Source organism: Weissella sp. DD23 (genome assembly GCF_001579105.1).
Taxonomy (GTDB): domain Bacteria; phylum Bacillota; class Bacilli; order Lactobacillales; family Lactobacillaceae; genus Weissella; species Weissella cibaria.
In genome coordinates this window covers 63,268-65,431 of sequence record NZ_KQ970395.1, presented here as the reverse complement: position 1 = coordinate 65,431, position 2,164 = coordinate 63,268, and the positions used below count along the sequence as shown (strand labels likewise).

Sequence of the window (2,164 nt, the reverse complement as noted above, 5' to 3'; positions counted from 1 at the left end):
TGCCTTGGCATCTTGGACCAGGGCAGCAATTTGATAACCAGATTGGTAATCATAGTCACCTTGCAAGACCAGACTTTCATCACAGTCAACCCCAGCAACGGCCAGGGCATTCATGTATCCCTTAAGCTTAAATTCACGGTTAATGCCATGATCTAGGCTACCCGTTACAAAGGCAACGCGTTTGTGGCCATTCTTTAGCAACTTAGTGGTCGCTTCGCCGATTGCGGTTGTGTAGTCGATGTTGACAGAAGGTTGTTCTGAAACGTGGTCAACTGATCCAGCCAACACAATTGGCACATCAGCGCGAGCAAATTCCTTGCGAATACCGTCGTCAATCAAGTTTCCCATGAAGACAATCCCATCAACCTGCTTGCTCAAAAGATTTTCAAGCACTTGCAGTTCCTTTGTGTCGGACTCATCAGAGTTCGCTAGGATAATTTGGTAGTGGTACATTGCGGCCACGTCATCAATACCACGTGCTAGCTCAGCGAAGTAGTGGTCAGTGACATCTGGAATCACAACACCAATTGTCGTTGTGCGACGTGAGGCAAGGCCGCGGGCAACTGCGTTAGGACGGTAACCAAGGCGTTCAATCACCGCCTCAACCTTTTCTTTTGTTTCTTGCTTAACGTTGGCGTTGCCGTTAACAACACGTGAAACTGTAGCCATTGAAACTTTTGCTTCGCGGGCCACGTCGTAAATCGTGATGGTCTGCTTTTCCATGTCGATTCTCCTTTGGGTCTTGTATCTGTCTTTAAACAATCATGTTATTTTCATAGCTTGTTTTTTAAGCTTGTACCTTTGCATAACTGCAAACGGTTACAATGTGATTGTACCATGTTTTCATACGTTGTTTTCATAAAAACAATCAATTCACACAATGTTATATTCTAGCACACAATAGTGAGGAGTTGCGCATTTTCTGAAAATGAGCGTACAATGAAAAGAAACGTGAAAAACGAGGATTCTTTAATATGACTGATAAGTTAGCAAAGATTCAAAATTGGCTGAACGAAAACCAATTGGATGTCGCCTATTTTTCAGATTTCCACTCAATTTCATATTTAACTGGCTTTGAATCGGATCCAATCGAGCGTGTACTAGCGCTGGTTGTTTTCCCACAAGATGAACCATTCATTTTTGCGCCAGCGTTGGAAGTGGAAGCGGTTAAGGGGGCTGGTTGGACACACCCTGTTTACGGGTATCAAGATCACGAGCAACCATACCAATTGATCGCGCAACATCTGCATGCACACACGCAACATGCGACGACATGGGCCGTTGAAAAGGGACAAATGACATTGGACCGAGCGGCAGCTTTGCAAACGGCAGTACCTGATGCAAAGTTTGTGGGTGACTTGTCGCCGGTGATGGTTGAGATGCACCTAATCAAGACACCGGATGAAATTGCTAAGATGCACAAGGCCGGGGATGATGCAGACCGAGCATTCGAATTTGCTTTTGCTGCGATGCAAGCTGGTGTGTCAGAGTTGCAAGTGATGGCGAAGCTTGAATATGATTTGAAGTCAGCCGGGGTTGTCGGCATGTCGTTTGAAACCTTGGTTCAATTCGGCGCACACGCGGCTGAGCCTCACGGTGATACTGGTTCGACACGTTTGCAACGTGGTGATTTGGCGTTGTTTGATTTGGGTACGATTTATGAAGGGTATGTGTCAGATGCAACCCGAACAGTTGCCTTCCAAACGGTTTCAGATCACCAACGAGATGTGTACAACGTGGTTTTGGAAGCCCAATTGGCAGCACAGTCTCAAGCTAAGCCGGGGATGACGGCGGGCGAGTTGGATGCGATTGCCCGTGATATTATCACCAAGGCTGGCTATGGTGAGTACTTTGTCCACCGTTTGGGACATGGTATCGGGTCATCTGTGCACGAGTCAATTCAAATTGCGACGGGTAATGAGCTGGTATTGCAACCAGGCATGGCCTTCTCAATTGAGCCGGGAATTTATATTCCAGGGGACCTAGGCATTCGCATTGAAGATTCTGTCGTGATGACGGAAACGGGTGCTGATTCATTTACGCATTCGTCAAAGGAATTACGAATTATTGATTAGTTAACTAAAAAGCCGCAAATCCTCCGAATTGAATCGGGAGATTTGTGGCTTTTAAACGTGTTCCGAAAGGCTGAACCCTTAATATAACA

General features: G+C 46.1%; 2 protein-coding genes. One reads left to right on the top strand and one right to left on the bottom strand.

All coding sequences use genetic code 11. The features are described 5' to 3' along the window. The coding region (locus WEIDD23_RS08970; RefSeq protein ID WP_062358925.1) for a LacI family DNA-binding transcriptional regulator at nucleotides 1–723 on the bottom strand (723 nt) is incomplete at its 3' end. A 251-nt stretch (nucleotides 724–974) separates the two neighbouring features. Between WEIDD23_RS08970 and WEIDD23_RS08965 the strand changes: the two genes are divergently transcribed. After that, a complete protein-coding gene (locus WEIDD23_RS08965; protein WP_010373028.1) occupies nucleotides 975–2,075 on the top strand; it encodes a M24 family metallopeptidase in 1,101 nt (366 codons plus the stop codon). Nucleotides 2,076–2,164 lie beyond the last annotated feature (89 nt).